Genomic DNA, 18,762 nt, shown 5'->3' on the forward strand with positions numbered 1-18,762 from the left:
CCTCACTTCGTGAGGAGCTTCGCCACGTCGACCATGCGGTTCGAGAAGCCCCACTCGTTGTCGTACCAGGCGAAGACCTTCGCGAACGTGCCGTCGACGACGAACGTGCTCGTGGCGTCGAAGATCGAGGACGCCGGGTTGTGGTTGAAGTCCACCGAGACGAGCGGGCCGTCCGAGTACTCCAGCACGCCCTTCAGGCTACCCTCCGCCGCCTTCTTGAACGCCGCGTTGATCTCCTCGGCGGTGGCAGGCCGGTCCATCTCGACGGTCAGATCGACCAGCGAGACGTTCGGGGTCGGCACGCGCACCGACGTCCCGTGCAGCTTGCCCTTCAGCTCCGGGATGACCTCGGCGACCGCCTTCGCGGCGCCCGTCGTCGAGGGGATCATCGACAGCGCCGCCGCGCGCGCGCGGCGCAGGTCCTTGTGCGGCAGGTCGAGGAGGTTCTGATCGTTCGTGTAGGAGTGGATCGTCGTCATCAGGCCGCGCTTGATGCCGAAGCTCTCCAGCAGGACCTTCGCGACGGGCGTCAGGCAGTTCGTCGTGCAGGACGCGTTCGAGATGATCTTGTGCTTCGCCCGGTCGAGCTTCTCGTGGTTGATGCCGAAGGCCACGGTGATGTCCGGGCCCTTCGCCGGCGCGGAGATGAGCACGCGCGGGGCGCCCGCCTTGAGGTGACCCTCGGCCTTCTCGCGCTCGGTGAAGAGGCCGGTGCACTCGAGGACGAGGTCGACCTGGTTCTTCTGGTGGGGGAGATCGGCCGGCGACTTGATCGCCGTCACCTCGATCTCCTTGCCGTTCACGACGATGCCCTTGTCCGTCGCCTTCACGTCGGCGGCCAGGGTGCCGTGCACGGAGTCGTACTTCAGGAGGTGCGCGAGGGTCTTCGTGTCCGTGAGGTCGTTGATCGAGACGAACTCGAGGTCCTTCTCACCCCGCTCGATCGCCGCCCTGAGCACGCACCGACCGATCCGACCGAACCCATTGACCGCAATCCGTGCCATCCCGCTGCCCTCCTCGCAAGGGGTTGAAAAGCGGCGGTAACCTACAGACGAGGATCCGGAGCGTCAATGGGAAACGATGGGGAGAGCGGCGGCGAAGGTGAAAGAAACGAAACGGCGCCGATCGCTCGGCGCCGCCCGGTCCTGCGCGCTCGACTCGTGCGTGGCGCGGTCGTGCCGCGCACGCGGACTAGAGGGCCCGCGCCTCGCCTGCGCTCTGCTGCGCGGCGGCCGCCTGCGCGGCGGCAGCGTGCTCGCCCTTGAGATCCTGCGTGACGAGATCGATGAGCTCGGTCGAGAGGCTCAGGATCTGGTTCGTCGAGTAGCCGTTGCCACGCAGCTCCTTGAAGAGCGACTTCGCGAGGATCTTGGTTCCCTTCACGTCCAGCATGCCTGGCACCATTGCATTCACTCCCCACCGGAGATACGAAACCGCGCCGTGTCGCGTGTCCGGATCGTGAGCAAGTCACGGGCCAGCGCGCGGCAACCGGAGCATGTCTCGCTATTCCGGGTACTTGCACGAGGCGAGGCCCTGCCAGCTGGCCCGTCGCGGTGCGTAGACTCCTTCGCACGCCCTGCCTCGTGGGGCGGGCTCCCGCGTAGCGCGCTTCGCGCTCAGAGGATCTGATGCGGTACAGGATCTCGAACCTCCCCCTCTGGCTCGACGAGGACGAATCCCTCCTGACGCGCCGCGCCGCGGAGCGGCTGGGGCTCTCGGCGGAGCACCTGCGCGACGCCACGGTGGTCCGCCGCTCGCTCGACGCGCGGCGCAAGGGGCACCCGCGCTGGCTCGTGAACCTCGAGGTGGAGGTCGAGGGCCGGATCCGCGGCGCACCCGCCGACGTCGCCCCGGTCCCGTCGCCCGACCCCGCTCCCGGCCCGGTGCGCAGGCCAGCCGCTCCGCCGATCATCCTCGGCGCCGGTCCGGCGGGGCTCTTCTGCGCGTGGGCGCTGCTCGAGCGCGGCGTGCCGTCCGTGGTGGTCGATCGCGGCAAGACGGTGGGCCCGCGCCGGCGCGACGTGGCGTCGCTCATGCGCGCCGGGGAGCTCGATCCCGAGTCGAACATGAACTACGGCGAGGGCGGCGCCGGCGCGTACACCGACGGAAAGCTCGGCACCCGCATCCACCACCCGGCGGTGCGGAAGGTCGTCGAGCTGTTCGCCCGCTTCGGGAACGTGGGGCGCATCGTGGTGGAGGGCAAGCCACACGTCGGCTCGGACGTCCTGCCCGCCGCGATCTCGGCGATGCGCGAGGAGCTGGAGCGCGGCGGCTGCACGTTCCTGTGGGGAGCGCGCGCGATCGACCTCGAGCTGCGCGGCGGGCGGTTCGCGGGGCTCCGGCTCGCCGACGGGCGGACGCTCGACTCCGACCGGCTCGTCCTCGCGCCCGGCAACAGCGCGCGCGAGCTGTTCGAGCTGTTCGCGGCGCGCGGCTGGCCCATCGAGGCGAAGCCGTTCGCCGTGGGGTTCCGCGCCGAGCACCCGCAGCCTCTCATCGATCGCATCCAGTACGGCACGGCCCGGCGCCACCCCCAGCTCCCCCCCGCCGACTACAAGCTCGCCGACAACCCCAAGGTCGCCGGCGCCGCGCGCGGGGTGTTCTCGTTCTGCATGTGCCCGGGCGGCGTGGTCGTCCCGACGCCCACCGAGCCCGAGATGCAGTGCACGAACGGCATGTCGAACTCCCGCCGCTCCTCGCCGCTCGCCAACGCGGGGATCGTGGTGGCGGTCTCCCCGGCCGACTTCGCCGCCGAGGGCTTCGAGGGGCCGCTCGCGGGCCTCGCCTGGCAGCGCAAGTGGGAGCGCGCCGCCTACGCGCTCGGCGGCGGAGGGTACCAGGCGCCGGCCCAGCGGCTCGCGGCGTACCTCGCGCGCCGCCCCGGCGAAGCGCCCTCGCGGACGTCGTACCGTCCCGGTGTCACGCAGGCCGATCTGTCCCGCCTGTACCCGCCGCAGGTCCAGGACGCGCTGCGTGCCGGGCTGCGGGCGTTCGAGCGGCGCATGCACGGCTTCGTGACCGACGAGGCGGTGCTCATCGGGATAGAGTCGCGGACGAGCGCGCCGTGCCGGCTCGTCCGCGGGACCGATCTCCAGTGCCCCGCGATCCGCGGGCTCTACCCCGCCGGCGAGGGGGCCGGGTACGCGGGCGGGATCGTGTCCTCCGCGGTGGATGGCCTCAAGGTGGCCGAGGCCATCTGCGCCGAGCTCGGGCCCGCGGCGTGAGGGAGGCCGGATGGCGGAGCGGATGAAGTACCGGGTGCGGAACGGCGAGGGCGAGGAGCTGGTCGTCCCATCGCTCGCAGTCCTGCACGATCTCTACACGCACGGCTTCCTCGCCGACGACGACCTCGTCCGGGCGGAGACGTCCCCGAGGTGGGTGCGCGTCAGCGCGATGCCCGCGCTGCATGGCGTGCGCGAGCGACGCGGGGATCCGCGACGAGTCGGCCTCGTCGTCGCCGCCGCCGTGGCGCTCGCCGTGGGGCTCGGCCTCCTGCTCGCGCGCTAGAGGACAACGCGCCGCGCCGCGGTTCGCACCGCGTAGCGGCCTTCGCGCCCCGACTCGGGTGGCGCCCAGGCGCGAACCGCGATGGGCCGGGCCGCTACCCCGTGCGGCCGTAGTCGTCCTGCACGCGGACGACGTCGTCGACCTCGGGCGTCGAGACCTCGAGCACGTCGCAGTCGCTCACGGCGCGCATGCGGTGCACGGTGCCGGGCTTCACGTGGAAGCTGTCGCCCGGCTGCATGCGGTGATCGACGAGGCGATCGCCGTCCTGGAGCACGAGGATCATCTCGCCGCTCCAGAGGTGGATCGTCTCGTCCTTCTTCACGTGATACTGCAGCGAGAGCTGCGATCCCGCCTTCACGTGCAGGAGCTTGCCGACGTAGCGGTCGGTCTGCGCCCACCAGAGCTCGTGGCCCCAGGGCTTCTCGACGCGTTTCGGCCTGTCGAAGGTCGTGGCCATGCGATGGGACACTAGCTAGCGGCTGGCGGTGACGTAGCCCGCCACCCCGGTTTCCCGCGCGACGTCGCGCCGGTAGCGCTCGGCCGCCTCGCGCGTGTCGAAGCTCCCGACCCGCACGCGGTACCAGCGCCCCTTCCCGTCCACCTCGGCGGCCTCGACCCGAGGGCGGAGGGACCGGTGTCGGGCTGCGATGCGGTCGGCCTCGGCGCGCTGCTGCGAGGCGCCGATCTGGATCGTGAACGCGCCCGCGGTCGCCGGCTCCGCTCGCTCGGCGGAGGCGGGGGCCGCCTTCGCGGGGGCCGCGACGGTGGGGGCCGCGCTGGGGGCGGGGGCCGGGAGCGCGGCGGGGACCGCGGGCGGGGGGGCGGTCCGGCTCGGGGTCGCGACCGCCGGCATGGGGGGCGCCTTCTCCTTCACCAGGCTGTCGTGGAACGTGAGCGACGCCCCGTCGACGGCCGGAGCGGCGGCGCTCGGCGCGCGGTCGAGCGCCTCGAGGTCTCCCGCGCGGGCGACGTCCGCCTGGCGCGTCGCGATCTGCCTCCCCACGTTGAGGCCGAGGACGAACACCACCCCGAGGATGACGAGCGCGCCGACCACGATGGACGCGATCTGACGGCCGTCGAGGGAGAGGTCGAACTTCTCGCGGACGCGGGAGTTGTCATCGCGCATGACGACCGGATTCTAGACGTCGTCCGCCAGGTCGCGAGTTTCCGGACTCTCCATCCGCTCGGGGGCCGCCACGCCGAGGAGGCCCAGGCCGTTCGCGAGCACCTGCTTGAGGGCCCGGCACAGGAAGAGCCGCCCCGCGGTCTTGCGGGCGTCCGCGGAGATGACCCGCTCTCCCGTCCGCTTCCCCTGCGTGTAGTAGGAGTGGAACGCCGCGATGGTCTCCTGGAGGTAGAAGGCGACGCGGTGCGGCTCGTAGGCGAGCGCCGCGGCGGCGAGCATGTCCGGGAAGGCGACGATGCGCCGGATGAGGTCCTGCTCCTCCGCCGAGGTCAGCGTGCGCGCCGCCTCCAGATCGAACTCCGGCACGGGCGCGCCGGCCTCCCGCGCCTTCGCGAAGATCTGGGCGAGCCGCGCGTGGCCGTACTGCACGTAGAAGACCGGGTTGTCGAGGGTCTGGCGCTTGGCGAGCTCGATGTCGAAGTCGAGCTGCGCGTCGGAGCGGCGGGTGAGGAAGATGAAGCGCGTGGCGTCCCGCCCGACCTCGTCCACCACCTCGCGCAGCGAGACCACCGTCCCCGCGCGCTTCGACATCTTCACCGCCTCGCCGCCGCGGGTGAGGTTCACCATCTGGATGAGGACCACGTGCAGGTCCTTGCGCGAGGCCCCGAGCGCCTCGAGGGCCGCCTCGAGGCGGGGCACGTACCCTCCGTGATCGGCGCCGAGGACGTCGACCAGCGCGTCGGCGCGCTGACGCTTGTCCCAGTGATAGGCGATGTCCGCGCAGAAGTAGGTGGTCGTGCCGTCCGCCTTCTTCACCGGACGATCGACCTCGTCGCCGTACTGAGACGAGCGGAAGAGCGTGAGGTCGTCGGACGCGGCGATCCCCTCCTCCCCCAGGTCGTGCGCGCTGTTGCTCGCCGCCTGGGCGGGGGCGGGCTGGCCCTTCTTCGACTTGGGCGGCGGGAGCTTGCCGACGTAGACGAGGTCCTTCTCCGCCAGGAAGCGCAGGAAGCGATCGACGGTGCCCGACTCGTAGAGCGCCTTCTCCGAGTACCAGCGGTCGAACTCGATGTTGACGGCGCGGAGATCCTCGCGGATGAGGCCGAGCACGTGCTCCACCGCGCGATCGCGGAAGAGGGCGAGCCACTCCGCCTCGGGCGCGTCGAGCCAGCGGTCGCCGTGCTCGGCCTTCAGCGCCGCCGCGACGTCCTTCACGTACTCGCCGGGATAGCTCTTCGGCGGCATGGTGACCTGCCGCCCGAACAGCTCCTGGTAGCGCAGGTGGACCGAGCGCGCGAGGGTCTGCACCTGCGCGCCGTAGTCGTTCACGTAGTACTCGCGGGTGACCTCGAAGCCCGCCCAGCGCAGCAGGCTCTGCACGCCGTCGCCCACGACGGCGTTCCTCCCGTGGCCGACGTGCATCGGGCCGGTGGGGTTCGCCGAGACGTACTCCACGATGACCTTCTTCCCGCGGCCGACCTCGGTGCGTCCGTACGCGGTCCCCTCGGCCACCACGCGCCCGAGGGCGCGCAGCCACACGTCCGGCGCGAGCCGGACGTTGATGAAGCCGGGGCCTGCCACCTCGAGGCCGGCGATCTCGTGCTGCGCGTCCACCGCGCGCACCTCGGCGGCGATGGCCTGGGCGAGGTCGCGCGGCGGCTTCCCCGCCGCCTTCGCGAGCACCATCGCGGCGTTCACCGCGAAGTCCCCGTGCTTCGGGTCGCGAGGCGCCTCGACCGAGAACGACGCCTCGAGGGCGGGCCAGCGACCCTCGGCGGCCCCCTTCGCGAGCGCCTGCCGGAACAGCTCGATGACGCGATCTTTCACCATGGCGCGCTGTCTCTACCGGGCGCGCGCGGCGGGCGCAAGCGGGCAGTCGCGCGGCGGCGCGATCGCCGCGCCGCCGGAGTGCACGACTCAGGGGTACGCGTCGAAGGCGCCGCAGCGGCGGCAGCGCCACGCGCGGGAGGGCGCGTCGGCTCCGCAGCGGACGCAGCGGGGCGCGCGGCCGCGGCGCAGCAGCGCGGCGACGAGCAGATCGTGCCGCGCCGCGAGCTCGCCCGGGCCGGGCGCGTCCGCGTGGCGGAGGAGCTCGCGCATCTCCCAGATCGCCTCCCCTCGCCGGTCGCGCTCCAGCGCGCGCCGCAGCGCCGCGAGCGCGTCGCCCGTCCGGCCAATCCGATGGAGGGCCCGTCCGAGCAGGAGGTGCAGCGCCGCCTCGTCGCCGCGTGCGGCGAGGCGGGTCTCCAGGAACTTCGCCACGGCCGCGGGATCCGCGACGGCCGACAGCGCGGGCCAGGCGAGGAGCGCGACGGACGGCGCGGCGTCGAGGGCGCGCCCGGCGTGATCGAGCGCCCTCTCCGCGTCTCCCTCCACGGCGGCCACCTCGGCCGCGGCGAGGAGCGCGTCGGCGCTCGCCGCGTCGGCGCGCAGCGCCGCTCCGGCGAGCGCCGCGGCCTCGCCGGGCGCGCCCGCCAGCGCCTCCCGCGCAGCGGCCGCGAGGAGGTGCGCGAGCACCGGATCCGATCCCTCCACCGCCAGCGCCCGCTGCGCCTCGATCGCCCCGGCGAGATCGCCGGCGTCGACGAGCACGTCGCGGAGCCCCTCCCCCGCCGCGCGGTCGCCCGGGGCGAGGCGGCGGTAGATCTCGGCGGCCTCGGCGAGCATCCCGCTGCGCCGGTAGTCCTCGGCGAGCTCGCGCTCGACCTCGCCCCGGCGCGCGGGATCGAGCGCCGGACCGAGGAGCATGTTCCGGTGGAGCCTCACCGCGCGGGAGAGATCGCCGGTGCGGCGGAAGAGCTGGCCGAGCGCGAGGTAGGTCTCGACGGCCTCCGGGCTGCCGAGCCGCGCGGCGTCGGAGAGCGCCTCGATGGCGGCGTCCGGGTCACCCGAGATCACCGAGCGGACGCCGCGGAGATACGCCTGCGCCTCGTCGCGGCGGCGCCGCAGCCGGTCCCACAGCAGGACCGCGACGACGGCGAACGAGACCGCGGCGATGGCGACCCAGGCGTCCGACACCGCGTCAGCCCAGGCGGGCGAAGCCGGCGCGCAGCCGTTCCCAGGCGGCGTCGAGCGCCTCGACCACCACGCGCTGATCGGCGAGGACGGGCATGAAGTTGTTGTCGCCCGCCCAGCGGGGCACCACGTGCCAGTGCAGGTGGTCGACGATGCCCGCGCCGGCGGACCGCCCGAGGTTCATGCCGACGTTCATCCCGTCGGGGCGGTACACCTCTCGCACCACCTCCACGGCGCGCCGGAGCTCGTCCTGCAGGTCCGTCCACTCCTCCGGCGCGAGCGCCCCGAGCTCCGCCACGTGAGCGCGCGGGATCACCATCACGTGCCCGGAGTTGTACGGGTAGCGGTTGAGGCAGGTGAACGCGCGCCCGCTCCGGTGCACGAGCAGGTTCTGCCGGTCGCTCGCCTCGGGCGCGGCGGGGAAGTCGCAGAAGATGCAGCCCTTCGGCTTCTCGGCGCGGATGAACTCCATCCGCCAGGGGGCCCAGAGCGGCTGTTCCATGGGGTTCCTTTGCGCGGCGGTCAGCGAGCGAGGAAGTAGACGCCCGGCTCCTGGGCGGCGGTGGCCTCTGCGCGGAGCCGGGAGGCGACCGCGTCGGCGGCCGCGCCCGCTGCGCTGCCCATGAGCTGCTCGAGGAACCTCCCGCGCTCGTCGGCGGGGTAGACGAGGTGGGGCTCGCCGGAGAGCTTCGCCTCCTGCTTCGCGAGCTCGACCGCGTCGTAGAAGTTCCCGAGGGCGTCCACGAGCTTCAGCTCCTTCGCCTCCTCGCCCGTGATCACGCGGCCGTCGGCGAACTTGCGGACGGCGGCCTCCTCGAGCCCGCGCCCCTGGGCGACCGCGCGCACGAACTGGCCGTAGACGCGATCGATGAGGGACTGCCAGTAGGCGCGCTCCTCCGCGCTCATGTCCGCGAAGGGGTTCCCCGCGTCCTTGAGCGCGCCGCTCTTCACGGTCTCCATCTTGACGTCCCAGCGCTCGAGGAGCCCTTTCACCTTCGGAAACTGGGTGATCACGCCGATGGAGCCGGTGAGCGTGCCGGGCTCCGCCACCACCTTCGGGCAGGCGACCGCGACGTAGAACCCGCCCGACGCGGCGAGGTTCCCCATGGAGCAGACGACGGTCTTCTTCTGCGCGAGCTTCTTCACCTCGTCGTGCAGCTCCTGCGAAGGCGCGACCGCGCCGCCCGGCGAGTCGATCCGGACGACCACCGCCTTGAGGCCGTCGTCCTGCGCGACCTTGCGGAGCTGCTTGAGGATCCGATCCGCGTCGGCACCGCCCGCGCCGGTGCCGATGGGTCCCTTCACCTCGATGATCGCGACGCGCGGGCCGGTGGCGATCGCCGGCCCCTCACCCTTCACGACGCTGTAGGCCAGGACCAGGAAGCCGAAGAACACCAGGAAGAGGCCGCCGAAGATGAAGGCCACGATCGCGACGGCGAGACGGTCGCGCCGCGGCGGCGGGGGCGGCGGCATGGAGGGCGGCGTGGGTCCCCAGCCCCCCCCACCCCCCCACGCCGGCGGGGGCGCCGCCGGCCCGCCCCATTGCGTCGGTCCCCCGGGCGCGCTCGGGCCGGTGCCGATGGGCGTCGTCGGGAGGGGCTCGTTCGGGTCGGTCGGGCTCATGGCCGGTCAGGTAAGCACGCAGCCCGCGGCGCCGCAACTGATCGCGAGCGGCCGATCGAAGCGAGCTCGCCCGGGCGAGGGCGCAGCCCTCGCCGGATCAGAACGGCCAGAACACCGGCACGAGGAGGACGAGCAGCACGAGCAGCACCGCGGTGATCGGCGCGCCCATCCGCATGAAGTCGAGGAAGCGGTAGCGGCCCGGCCCGTAGACGAGCACGCACGACGGCTCGAGGGGGGTCACGAACGAGATGGAGGCCGCGAGGCAGATCCCGATCGCGAACGGTCGAGGCGCGAGGCCGAGCTGCGCGGCCACGCCGGCGGCGACGGGGAGGAGCACCAGGGCCGCCGCCTGGTTCGACATCGGGGCCGAGAGCACGATGGTGAAGACCATCAGCGCGGCGAGGACGCCGCGCGCGCCCACGTGCTCGGCGAGGGGGACGAGGAGCCCGCCGAGCCAGCGCCCCGCGCCGCTCACCTCCATGGCGGTCCCGAGCGCCATCATCGCGCCGATGAGGAGCACGACCCGCCAGTCCACCCGGAACGCCATCCGCGGGTCCACGCAGCGCGTGGCGATCATGAGGAGCATGCCGGCGAGGCCCGCCACCGCGAGGGGCAGCACGCCGAGCACTCCCACGGCGAGGACGCCGGCGAAGATGGCCACCGCGATGAGCGCCTTGCGGGTGCGGATGGGCTGGTACTCCACGCTGCCGAGCAGCGTGAGCGTCGTGCCGTCCGCGAGCGCGCGGACCCGGTGGCGTGGACCGCGGACGAGGAGCACGTCGCCGGCCGCGAGCGGCAGCGTCGTCAGCGAGTGCGCGCCGAACAGGCCGTGCAGGAGCTGGACGCGGGTGAGCCGCTGGATCGCGGGCCGGCGCGCGATGGCGAGCGCGACGAGCCCGAAGTGCTCGCCGAAGAAGGCCTCCTTGAGGGAGCGGCCGACGAGGCTCGAGCCGATGGGGACCGCCGCCTCCATGAGCACCACGTCCTCGCCCTGGGGCGCCGGGGCCTTCGCGTCGGCGCGCATCTCCAGGCCGTGGAGATCCTTGACCCGGAGGAGATCGAGCCGGTCCTCCTCGAGCAGGAGCGCGTCTCCCTCCGCGAGCTCGAGCTCCGGCGCCGCCTCGAGCGCGGCGCCTCCGCGGGTGACCGCGAGCACGCGCAGGCCCAGCCCGTGCGTCACGTCCTCGAGGCGCTTGCCGGCGAAGCGCGAGCCGGGGACCACCACCACCTCCGCGAGGTACTCGCGCGCCGGCAGCACGTCGTCCTCCTCGACGGTGCGCTCCGGGAGGAGGAAGCGCGACAGCACGAGGATGAGGAGGATCCCGACGATCGCGAGCGGCAGCCCGACGGGCGCGAGCTCGGAGAAGCCGATCGCGCCGAGGCCGGTCTTCGCCATCATCGCGCTCACGACCAGGTTGGTGCTGGTCCCGATGAGGAAGATCGTGCCGCCGAGCATCGACGCGTACGCGAGCGGCATGAGCACGCGGCTGCGCGGGAGCTTGGCGCGATCGGCCGCGCCGATGACGACCGGCAGGAACGCCGCGGTCGTGACGGTGTTCGAGACGACCGAGGAGAGCGCCGCGACCACGGCCATGATCGACCCCACGAACACGGTCGGCCCGAAGCGGCTCACCCCCGCCATGCGTTGCCCGATGGCCTGCACGACCCCGGTCGACACGAGCCCCTGCGTCATCGAGAGGAGCGTGAAGATGAGGATGACGGTCTCGTTGGCGAACCCCGCGAACGCCTGCTCCGGGGTGAGGACCCGGGTCACGGCGAGGAGCGCCACGACCGTGAGGGCGCTCACCTCGAGCGGGATCCTCTCGAAGGCGAAGAGCACGACCGCGACGGCGACGACGGCGAGGACGAACCCGATCGCGACGGTCATCGCGCGGCCGCCTCCCCGCCCGCCCACCGGCCGGCCCCCGCCCCGTCACACGCCCCCCTGCCCGCGGGTGGGCGCCGGGCGAGCCCGGGTGCACCTTGCAGTGAACGGCCCGGTCGCGCCGGCGGGCCCCGGATGCTCGAGCAGGTCATGGCGGCCTTCGTCCTCTTCACGGCTGCGTCCCAAACGTTCGCACTCCCGGCGTCGTGCGCGCTGCAGGTGCTCCGAATGGCCGCGCCCACGCCGGTGCCGGGCGCGCCGCCGCACCTGCGAGGAGTGCTCGACGTGCACGGCACCCTCGTACCCGTAGTCGACGTCGCCGCGCGGCTGGGGGCGCCCGGGCGCCCGGCGCGGCCCGAGGATCAGCTGCTCCTCGCGGAGGCCGGCGGGCGACGCGTGGCGCTGCAGGTCGACCGAGTCCTCGAAGTCCGCGAGGTGACCGAGGAGTCGGTCGAGACTCACCCCGAGTGGATCTCGACCTCTCCCCTCTCCGCCGGCGCGGTGCGCCTGCCGGAGGGCGTGGTCGTGGTCCAGTCGCTCGAGTCCTGGCTGGCGGATCCCGCCCTCGGGGCCGTCCCCACGCCGTGACGCTCCGTCCGGCACAGGCCCCCGCGACGGAGCGCCTTCGCGCGCTCGTGCGGGAGCAGGCAGGCCTCGATCTCTCCGGCGTTCGCGGCACCCTGCTCGCGGCGGCGCTCACGCGGGAGGCCCACGCAGGCGGCCTCCCGGACGGCGAAGCGGTCGCGAGAGCCCTGCTCGAAGGCGCGCGCCCGCTCGCCCCTTTCATCGAGGAGCTCACGGTGGGTGAGACCTGGTTCTTCCGGGAGCCCGCGCAGTGGGCGTTCATCGAGGAGGTCGTCCTGCCGGAGGGGCTCCGCCGCCGCGAGGGGGGCGTCGAGCGATTCCGGGCGTGGAGCGCGGGGTGCTCGACGGGCGAGGAGCCGTACACCCTCGCCATCGTGCTGCACGACCGGGGCGTGCGGGAGCGCGTCCACCTCGTGGGGACGGACCTGAACGAGACCGCGCTCGCCCGGGCGCGCCGCGGCGAGTACTCGCTCTGGTCGCTGCGCGGCGCCGCAGACGGGCGGGCGCGGCGGCACCTCACCGAGCGCGATGGGCGCTTCCTCGTCGCGCCGGAGATCGCGGCGCGGGTCCGCTTCTTCCCGCTGAACCTGGCGCGGCCCGAGTACCCGTCGGCGGCCCGCGGGCTGTCGGACCTGGACCTCGTGCTCTGCCGCAACGTCCTCATGTACCTCGACCGGGCGCACGTCGCCGAGGCGGCGGGCCGGCTCTTCGAGACGCTGACCCCGGGCGGGTGGCTCCTGACCGGCGCCGCCGATCCGCCGCTGGGCGCGCTGACGGGCTTCACGGTTCGAGCGGGGCCCTTCGGCGTCGCCTATCAGCGTCCCGTCGCGCCCAGCTCCCGCACGGCGTCCGTCCGCCCGACCTCCGCCCGCCGGGTCGCGCCCCGTGACGCGGCGGCGCGCACGCTCCGGCCACCGCCTCCTCCGGGCCACGTGCCCCCGATCCGGTCGCACCGGGCCGCCCCGCCCGGTCCCCCCACGACGCTCTCTCGCGATCCCGAGCTCGCGGCGGCCCACCTGCTCGTGGACGCCGCTCACCTGACCGAGGCGCTCGCCGCGGTCGACGACGCGCTCGCGCGCCGTCCGCTCGACGCGGAGGCCCACTTCGAGAAGGCGGTGGTGCTCACCGAGCTCGGGCGCCTCGAGGAGGCGGCGGACGCATGCCGTCGCGCGCGCTACCTCTCCCGCGGGCAGCCGTTCGTGCACTTCTTCACGGGCTTGCTGCGCCTGAGGCGCGGGGACACGGCCGGCGCATCCCGCGCGCTGCGCACGGCGGCGTCGCTCGCCCAGCGGATGCCGGCGGCCGCGCCCGTGCGGCTGTCGCACGGGATGACCGCCGGAGCGCTCGTGGAAGGGGCGCGATTTCACCTGTCGCGCCTCGCGGGGGATGGCCCCTCGCGACCCTGACGCTACGTTGAACGTGGAGCGAGGAGGCGAGTCCAAGCGTGCCTGGAGGGGCGAGGGAGACCGACGACCAGCGCGCCCGCCGCGTGCTCGCGCAGCGCGCCCGCGCGCTCGCCGTCCCGCCCGCGGCGCCCCCGGGCGAGTCGCTCGACCTGGTGGCGTTCGAGGCAGGGCCCGAGCGCTTCGCGGTCGCCGTCGGGGCGGTCCTCCGGGTGGAGCGAGTGACCGCGCTCGCGCGCGTGCCCGGGGCGGCGCCCGACGTGATCGGCGTGCTGAGCGTGGACGGGCGCCCCTGCGCGCTCGTCGACGCCCCCGCGCTCCTGGGCGCGGCGCGCGCGAGCGCCCCGCGGCGCTGGGCGATCGTCCTCGGGGAGCGCTCCCCGGAGGTGGCCCTCGCCGCCGATACCGTCGATCTCCTGCGCGTGCTGCGCGGCGAGCTGAGCGCCGCGGCTCCACCGCGGCTCGGCATCACCGCGGACGCGCGGGTCGTCCTCGACGGCGCCGTGCTGACGGGCGGAGCGGACCGACCGCCCGCCGGAGACGACCGCCCGTGACGAGCGAGCTCCCCTTCCACCGATCCCTGCTGTTCCGGCTCTCGGCGCTCGGCCTCTCGCTGTTCGTCCTCGCCGCGATCGTGCTCTGGGGGAGCATCCGGATCGTGCGGCGCGTCACCTCGGACGTGGCGCTCCTCAACGAGTCCTCCGACGGCGCCGTTCACTACGCCCACCTCGTCGCGCTCGCGCACCTGCGCGCAGCGGCCCCGCCGGAAGAGGCGTCCGCGCTGCAGGCGCGGATCGAGGAGCGGATCGCCGCGCAGGACAGGCGGTTCGAGGCGCTCCGGCGCGGAGACCGGGCCGCGGGCATCGCCCGGATCGACGACGCGCGCCTGGTCGCGGCGCTCGACGAGCCGGAGCGCGCCTGGCGCGAGGGCGTGCGGCCCATCGTCCTCCGGATCGCGGCGGCAGGGTCCGCGGCGGCCGGGGAGCTCGCCACGCTGGACCGCCGCGTGCTCGACGCGGTCACCGCGCTGGAGCGCTGGAGCCTCGCCGCGCAGGAGCAGCTCGCGGCGTCCGCCGAGCGGGGCAGGCGGTGGTCGTATTCCCTCATCGCCGCGCTCCTCGCCGGGGTCGCCGGCACGCTCCTGGCGGCGCGGAGGGTGGCGCGGCGGCTCGCCGGCCTCTCCCAGTCGGCGCAGCGCATCGCGGCGGGCGAGGAGAGCGTGGCGATCGCGGTGGGCGGCCGCGACGAGGTGGGGCTCCTCGGGCGCGCGTTCGAGGACATGACCCAGAAGCTCCGGCGCAACTTCGCGCTGGAGCGCGACGCGCGGGCGAAGCTCGAGGAGATGTTCCGCGCCGTCGGCGAGACGGCGGCCAGGCTCGCCACGGCGGCGAACGAGATCCTGGCCAGCACGGCCCAGCAGACCTCCGGCGCCCAGCAACAGCTCGCGGCCGTGTCGCAGACCATGACCTCCCTCGACGAGATCGCGCGATCGTCGGAGCGCGCCGCGGACCGGTCCCGCGAGGCCGCCGACATCGCGCGCCACTCGGACGAGCTGTCTCGCACCGGCCACGGCGCCGTGGACGAGGCGGTGGAGGTGATCGGTCGCGCCAAGGACCAGGCCGACGGCGTCGCCCGCAACATCCTCGAGCTCGCCGAGCAGGCCAACGCGGTGGGGGACATCACCGCGCTCATCGACGACCTCGCCGAGCAGACGAACGTGCTCGCGCTCAACGCGGCCATCGAGGCGACCCGCGCCGGCGAGCACGGGAAGGGGTTCTCGGTCGTCGCCGCGGAGGTGAAGTCGCTCGCGGAGCAGTCGCGCCGCGCCACCGCGGAGGCGCGGCAGGTGCTCGGCGACGTGCAGAAGCGTGCGAACCGCTCCGTGCTCTCCACCGAGGAGAGCACCCGGAGCCTGGAGGCCGCGGTCCGCGCGGCGCAGCACGCCGGCGCGGTGATCCGGGAGCTCGCCGAGCTGGGCGCCCGGCTCTCCGGCGCGGTGCAGGAGATCGCCGACTCGAGCGCGCAGCAGGCGACCGGCATCGGCCAGATCACCCAGGCGGTGCGCGACATCAGTAACGTCGCGAGCCAGTACGTCACGTCGACGAAGCAGTCGGAGCTCGCCGTGCGCGACCTCACCACGCTGGGCGAGAAGCTGCGGCAGCTGCTCGTCACCACCTCGCGGTGATCCATGGACCGCGACGCCCTGCTCCAGTCGCTGCGCAACGCGCTGGCGTCCGATCTCGGCGAGCAGGTGCGCGTGCTCGAGGAGGGGGTCGTCGCCCTCGAGAAGGCCGAGCCCGGGCCCGAGCGGGACGCTCTGCTCGCGGACGTCTTCCGCGCGGCCCACGGGCTGAAGGGCTCCGCGCGAGCGGCCGGGGTCGCGCCGATGGAGGCGACCTGCCACGCGATGGAGTCGCTGCTCGGGGCGGCCCGCGACCACGCCCGCACGCTCGGGCGCGAGGACTTCGCCGCGCTGCTCGCGGCGGTGGACGCGCTCTCGGAGGTCCAGAAGCGGCTCTCCGAGGAGCCGGCGGCGGAGGTGGAGGAGGCGCTCTTCGCGAGCGCGAGGGAGCTCCTGCGCTCGCGGATCGAGGGAACGCCGCCCGCGACGTCGAGCGCGGCTCCTCGGGCCGGTCATCCCGAGCGTAGCGTCTCCGCACCAGCGGAGACGCGGAGTGGAGGGACCCCGGCCCCGCCCGCGGCTCCTGGGGCCGGTCATCCCGAGTCCTTCGACTCCGCGGCCTCCGGCCGCTACGCTCAGGACAAGCGGAGTCGAGGGACCCCGACGACCTCGCCCGCCTCGGCGCCCTCCCCTCCCCGCCCCGACGCCGGCCGCTCCGAGCGGCCGCGCCGGAGCGGCGCGCTGCGGCTCGCCCCCGAGCGGCTCGACGCCATCGCCGTCGCCGGCGGCGGGCTCCTCGCGTCTGCGTTCCAGGCCGAGGCGCGGGCGACGCGCGCGGACGAGCTCGCCCGCGACGCCCGGAAGCTCCGCGCGGCCTTGCGCGCAGCGCGGCCGATCCTGGCCCGCGCGGCCGCGGTCCGCCACGGTCGTGCCGCGGTGGAGGCCACCGCCGCGCGCGCGGCGCTCGCGGTCGAGGACGACCTCGGTCGCCTGGAGCGCGGCCTCTCCGCGCTGCGCGGCCAGCTCGCCGTCGAGGCGCGCGCCCTCGAGCGGCGGACGCGCCGGCTGGCCTCGGACGTGCGGGCGCTCCGGCTCACGCCGTGGCTCGAGGCGACCGCGGGGCTCGAGCGCGCCGCGCGCGACGTGGCAGCGGCCCGGGCCCGCGACGTCGAGGTCGTGGTCGGGGGCGAGGGTCTCGAGCTCGACCGCTCGGTCGTCGACGCGCTCCGGGAGCCGCTCGGGCAGCTCGTCCGGAACGCGGTCGACCACGGCATCGAGGACGTCGCCGAGCGCCGCGCGGCCGGCAAGCCGGAGCGAGGGCGTATCGAGGTCGACGCGCGCATCGAGGGCGAGCGCGTGTTCGTGCGAGTACGCGACGACGGCCGCGGGCTCGACCCCGAGCGCCTCCGCGAGGAGGCGCGCCGGCGGGGCCTCCCCGTCCCCGCGGACCGCCGGCGCGCGCTCGAGCTGGTGTTCGTGCCGGGCTTCTCGACCGCGACGCAGGTGACGGAGCTCTCCGGCCGGGGCGTGGGGCTGGACGTCGTCGCCAGCGCCGTGCGTGCGATGCGCGGCACGGTGGGCCTCTCGTCCTCCCGGGGCCACGGGACCTGCTTCGAGCTGGCGGTGCCGACGACGCTCTACGGCCTGCGGGCGGTCGTGGTGCGCGACGCGGGTCAGGTCTTCGCGATCCCCGCGCTCGACGTCGAGCGGGTGTTCCGGCTGCGCCCGGAGCAGGTGGCCACGAGCGGCGGGCGCCCCATGCTGCTCGCCGGCGAGCCGGCCCCCCTCGCGCCGCTGGCGCCTGCGCTCGGGCTCTCCTCTGAGACGTGGCGCGTCGAGGACCGGCGCATGGCGGTGCTGGTGGAGGCGAACGGGCAGCGCGCTGCCTTCGCGGTGGACGAGGTCCTGGCCGAGCGCGAGCTGTCGCTCGAGCCGCTCTCCGGGAGGCTGGAGGGGCTGACCCTCGCGAGCGCCGTGGCGGTCCTCCCCGGGGGCGACCTGGCGGTGGTGCTGGCGAGCCGGGAGCTGGTCGAGCTCGCCCACGGCGCCCAGGCCCCTTCCCCCGCGCCGCCGCGGGAGGCCGCTCCAGCCCGACGCCGCGTGCTGCTCGCCGACGACGCCGCGACCACCCGCGCCCTGGCGCGGAGCCTCCTCGAGGCGTCCGGGTTCGAGGTGATCCCCGCCGGCGACGGAGAGCAGGCCTGGTCGCTGCTCCAGCAGCACGGCGCGGACGTCGTGGTCTCGGACGTGGAGATGCCGCGGATGAGCGGCTTCGAGCTGACCCGGGCGATCCGGCAGAGCCCCCGCTTCGCCAGGCTGCCCGTCGTGCTCCTCACCGCGCTGGAGAGCGAGGGGGACCGGCGCCGCGGCCTGGAGGCCGGCGCGGACGCATACCTCGTGAAGGCCACGTTCGATCAGCGCGTGCTCCTCGACACCATCGCGGAGCTGCTCGAGGAGGTCCCATGATCCGGGTCGTCGTCGCGGACGACATGCAGGCGTCGCTGCAGCTGCTGGAGGCGATCTTCGCGCTCGAGCCCGGCTTCGAGATCGCCGGCCGGGCGAGGGACGGGCGCGACGCCGTCGAGCTCACGCAGCGGCTGAAGCCCGACCTCGTCACGATGGACATCCAGATGCCGGTCATGAACGGCTTCGACGCGACCCTCCGGATCATGACCGACTGTCCCACCCCCATCATCGTCGTCTCGGGGCAGGACGTGAGCTCGGTGGGCTTCGCGCTGAACGCCATGAAGGCAGGCGCGCTCGCCGTGGTCCCGAAGCCGGTCGCGCCGGGCGCTCCGGGGTTCGAGGAGCAGGCCCGGCACCTGCTCACCATGGCGCGCGCCATGGCGGGGGTGAAGCTCCTGCCGCGCGTGCAGCCCACCCGGCCCGGCGAGACGGCGCCCGGCGCGCGCGCGCAGCGTACCCGCGCGCGGGTGGTGGCCATCGCCGCCTCGACGGGCGGGCCGCCCGCGCTGTCGCGGATCCTCTCCGAGCTGCCGGCCGACTTCCGCGCGCCGCTGCTGGTCGTCCAGCACATCGCCGAGGGCTTCGCGGAAGGGCTCGCGAAGTGGCTCGGCGAGGCGTCGCCGCTCCGCGTGAAGGTCGGCGAGGACGGCGAGCCGCTCGCGCCGGGGACCGTGTACCTCGCCCCCGACCGCCGCCACCTCGGGGTGAAGGGCGACCAGGTGGAGGTCTCCGACGCCGCGCCGATCGACGGCTTCAAGCCGTCGGGGACCTACCTGTTCGAGTCGGTCGCGCGCTCCTTCGGCCCCGCCGCGCTCGGCCTCATCCTGACCGGGATGGGCCGCGACGGCGTCCAGGGGCTCGCGGCCCTGCGCGCCGCGGGCGGCACGGTGGTCGCGCAGGACAAGGACTCCTCCGTCATCTTCGGCATGAACGGCGAGGCGGTGCTCGGCGGCCTCACCGACGAGGTCCTGCCGCTCGACGCGATCGCGTACCTGCTCATGCAGGCGGTGTGATCGCGTGCACTTTCCGT

At 74.4% G+C, this 18,762-nt stretch carries 17 protein-coding genes; 8 read left to right on the forward strand and 9 right to left on the reverse strand.

Going from position 1 to position 18,762, the window contains the following annotated elements; all coding sequences use genetic code 11:
* Positions 1 to 2: 2 nt before the first annotated feature.
* Positions 3 to 1,004 (reverse strand): type I glyceraldehyde-3-phosphate dehydrogenase, encoded by a 1,002-nt coding sequence (gene gap, locus ANAE109_RS11665; protein ID WP_012097069.1) that lies wholly within the window; start codon positions 1,002 to 1,004, stop codon positions 3 to 5.
* A 187-nt stretch (positions 1,005 to 1,191) separates the two neighbouring features.
* Positions 1,192 to 1,392, reverse strand: a complete 201-nt coding sequence (locus tag ANAE109_RS11670) for a hypothetical protein (protein ID WP_234945295.1) — start codon at positions 1,390 to 1,392, stop codon at positions 1,192 to 1,194.
* Between the two features lie 236 nt (positions 1,393 to 1,628).
* Here ANAE109_RS11670 and ANAE109_RS11675 point away from each other — a divergent pair, with 236 nt between their 5' ends.
* Both ANAE109_RS11675 and ANAE109_RS11680 read left to right on the forward strand, forming a co-directional pair.
* On the forward strand, positions 1,629 to 3,224 hold the full coding sequence (locus tag ANAE109_RS11675) for an NAD(P)/FAD-dependent oxidoreductase (protein WP_012097072.1): 1,596 nt from the start codon (positions 1,629 to 1,631) through the stop codon (positions 3,222 to 3,224).
* A 10-nt stretch (positions 3,225 to 3,234) separates the two neighbouring features.
* Positions 3,235 to 3,507, forward strand: a complete 273-nt coding sequence (locus ANAE109_RS11680; protein ID WP_012097073.1) for a hypothetical protein — start codon at positions 3,235 to 3,237, stop codon at positions 3,505 to 3,507.
* Positions 3,508 to 3,601: 94 nt separating this feature from the next.
* On the opposite strand, the gene ANAE109_RS11685 is transcribed toward ANAE109_RS11680, so the two are convergent.
* From ANAE109_RS11685 to ANAE109_RS11715, 7 genes are all read right to left on the reverse strand, one after another.
* Positions 3,602 to 3,964: a cupin domain-containing protein gene (locus ANAE109_RS11685; protein WP_012097074.1), complete on the reverse strand. Its 363-nt coding sequence runs from the start codon at positions 3,962 to 3,964 to the stop codon at positions 3,602 to 3,604.
* Between the two features lie 15 nt (positions 3,965 to 3,979).
* The gene (locus ANAE109_RS11690; RefSeq protein ID WP_012097075.1) at positions 3,980 to 4,633 is read right to left on the reverse strand and encodes an SPOR domain-containing protein; all 654 of its coding nucleotides are present in this window, start codon (positions 4,631 to 4,633) and stop codon (positions 3,980 to 3,982) included.
* 12 nt (positions 4,634 to 4,645) lie between these two features.
* The gene (locus tag ANAE109_RS11695; protein WP_012097076.1) at positions 4,646 to 6,463 is read right to left on the reverse strand and encodes an arginine--tRNA ligase; all 1,818 of its coding nucleotides are present in this window, start codon (positions 6,461 to 6,463) and stop codon (positions 4,646 to 4,648) included.
* Positions 6,464 to 6,550: 87 nt separating this feature from the next.
* Entirely contained in the window at positions 6,551 to 7,651 is a 1,101-nt protein-coding gene (locus ANAE109_RS11700) for a tetratricopeptide repeat protein (RefSeq protein WP_012097077.1), read from the reverse strand.
* 4 nt (positions 7,652 to 7,655) lie between these two features.
* Positions 7,656 to 8,150 carry an HIT domain-containing protein gene (locus tag ANAE109_RS11705; RefSeq protein WP_012097078.1) on the reverse strand — a complete coding sequence of 165 codons (495 nt, stop codon included), beginning with the start codon at positions 8,148 to 8,150 and terminating at the stop codon, positions 7,656 to 7,658.
* 20 nt (positions 8,151 to 8,170) lie between these two features.
* The gene (sppA, locus tag ANAE109_RS11710) at positions 8,171 to 9,121 is read right to left on the reverse strand and encodes a signal peptide peptidase SppA (protein ID WP_234945296.1); all 951 of its coding nucleotides are present in this window, start codon (positions 9,119 to 9,121) and stop codon (positions 8,171 to 8,173) included.
* A 247-nt stretch (positions 9,122 to 9,368) separates the two neighbouring features.
* The gene (locus ANAE109_RS11715; protein WP_012097080.1) at positions 9,369 to 11,159 is read right to left on the reverse strand and encodes an SLC13 family permease; all 1,791 of its coding nucleotides are present in this window, start codon (positions 11,157 to 11,159) and stop codon (positions 9,369 to 9,371) included.
* 147 nt (positions 11,160 to 11,306) lie between these two features.
* Between ANAE109_RS11715 and ANAE109_RS11720 the strand changes: the two genes are divergently transcribed.
* The 6 genes from ANAE109_RS11720 to cheB are packed head-to-tail and all read left to right on the forward strand — an operon-like array spanning position 11,307 to position 18,745.
* Entirely contained in the window at positions 11,307 to 11,744 is a 438-nt protein-coding gene (locus ANAE109_RS11720; RefSeq protein ID WP_158305886.1) for a chemotaxis protein CheW, read from the forward strand.
* A 47-nt stretch (positions 11,745 to 11,791) separates the two neighbouring features.
* Entirely contained in the window at positions 11,792 to 13,147 is a 1,356-nt protein-coding gene (locus ANAE109_RS11725) for a protein-glutamate O-methyltransferase CheR (protein ID WP_143827954.1), read from the forward strand.
* A gap of 38 nt (positions 13,148 to 13,185) precedes the next feature.
* Complete coding sequence (locus ANAE109_RS11730; protein WP_012097083.1) at positions 13,186 to 13,698, forward strand: chemotaxis protein CheW; 513 nt, start codon at positions 13,186 to 13,188, stop codon at positions 13,696 to 13,698.
* Complete coding sequence (locus ANAE109_RS11735; RefSeq protein ID WP_012097084.1) at positions 13,695 to 15,329, forward strand: methyl-accepting chemotaxis protein; 1,635 nt, start codon at positions 13,695 to 13,697, stop codon at positions 15,327 to 15,329. Before ANAE109_RS11730 ends, ANAE109_RS11735 begins: the two co-directional genes overlap by 4 nt.
* 3 nt (positions 15,330 to 15,332) lie before the next feature.
* Complete coding sequence (locus ANAE109_RS11740; RefSeq protein WP_012097085.1) at positions 15,333 to 17,732, forward strand: response regulator; 2,400 nt, start codon at positions 15,333 to 15,335, stop codon at positions 17,730 to 17,732.
* Positions 17,729 to 18,745 carry a chemotaxis-specific protein-glutamate methyltransferase CheB gene (cheB, locus tag ANAE109_RS11745; protein WP_012097086.1) on the forward strand — a complete coding sequence of 339 codons (1,017 nt, stop codon included), beginning with the start codon at positions 17,729 to 17,731 and terminating at the stop codon, positions 18,743 to 18,745. Before ANAE109_RS11740 ends, cheB begins: the two co-directional genes overlap by 4 nt.
* The last annotated feature ends 17 nt before the right edge of the window (positions 18,746 to 18,762 follow it).

Origin of the sequence: Anaeromyxobacter sp. Fw109-5 (genome assembly GCF_000017505.1) — a bacterium.
GTDB lineage: Bacteria > Myxococcota > Myxococcia > Myxococcales > Anaeromyxobacteraceae > Anaeromyxobacter.

Coding starts and splice junctions, on each gene's coding strand:
- cheB (WP_012097086.1), top strand. CDS start 17,729: ATGATCCGGGTCGTCGTCGCGGACGACATGCAGGCGTCGCTGCAGCTG.
- ANAE109_RS11705 (WP_012097078.1), bottom strand. CDS start 8,150: ATGGAACAGCCGCTCTGGGCCCCCTGGCGGATGGAGTTCATCCGCGCC.
- ANAE109_RS11690 (WP_012097075.1), bottom strand. CDS start 4,633: ATGCGCGATGACAACTCCCGCGTCCGCGAGAAGTTCGACCTCTCCCTC.
- ANAE109_RS11670 (WP_234945295.1), bottom strand. CDS start 1,392: ATGCTGGACGTGAAGGGAACCAAGATCCTCGCGAAGTCGCTCTTCAAG.
- ANAE109_RS11715 (WP_012097080.1), bottom strand. CDS start 11,159: ATGACCGTCGCGATCGGGTTCGTCCTCGCCGTCGTCGCCGTCGCGGTC.
- ANAE109_RS11695 (WP_012097076.1), bottom strand. CDS start 6,463: ATGGTGAAAGATCGCGTCATCGAGCTGTTCCGGCAGGCGCTCGCGAAG.
- ANAE109_RS11685 (WP_012097074.1), bottom strand. CDS start 3,964: ATGGCCACGACCTTCGACAGGCCGAAACGCGTCGAGAAGCCCTGGGGC.
- sppA (WP_234945296.1), bottom strand. CDS start 9,121: ATGCCGCCGCCCCCGCCGCCGCGGCGCGACCGTCTCGCCGTCGCGATC.
- ANAE109_RS11720 (WP_158305886.1), top strand. CDS start 11,307: ATGGCGGCCTTCGTCCTCTTCACGGCTGCGTCCCAAACGTTCGCACTC.
- gap (WP_012097069.1), bottom strand. CDS start 1,004: ATGGCACGGATTGCGGTCAATGGGTTCGGTCGGATCGGTCGGTGCGTG.
- ANAE109_RS11680 (WP_012097073.1), top strand. CDS start 3,235: ATGGCGGAGCGGATGAAGTACCGGGTGCGGAACGGCGAGGGCGAGGAG.
- ANAE109_RS11740 (WP_012097085.1), top strand. CDS start 15,333: ATGGACCGCGACGCCCTGCTCCAGTCGCTGCGCAACGCGCTGGCGTCC.
- ANAE109_RS11675 (WP_012097072.1), top strand. CDS start 1,629: ATGCGGTACAGGATCTCGAACCTCCCCCTCTGGCTCGACGAGGACGAA.